We start from the raw sequence: 212 nt of genomic DNA on the forward strand, positions 1-212 counted from the left end.
TCCGGGAGGATTCGAACCTCCGACCGCTCGGTTCGTAGCCGAGTACTCTATCCAGCTGAGCTACGGATGCATCGGGATTTACTACTGTACTGCTCGATATTCATATCACTTCGAAAGCAATATGAAGTAATAGATGGTGCATCCGGGAGGATTCGAACCTCCGACCGCTCGGTTCGTAGCCGAGTACTCTATCCAGCTGAGCTACGGATGCA

Annotated in this window: 1 tRNA gene; it reads right to left on the bottom strand. The window is 51.9% G+C overall.

Features of this window, described 5'->3' with window-relative positions:
- Positions 1-134: 134 nt before the first annotated feature.
- Positions 135-211, bottom strand: a tRNA-Arg gene (locus L6R44_RS24860).
- Position 212 lies beyond the last annotated feature (1 nt).

The organism is Enterobacter cloacae complex sp. ECC445 (genome assembly GCF_021892025.1).
Taxonomy (GTDB): Bacteria; Pseudomonadota; Gammaproteobacteria; order Enterobacterales; family Enterobacteriaceae; genus Enterobacter; species Enterobacter chengduensis.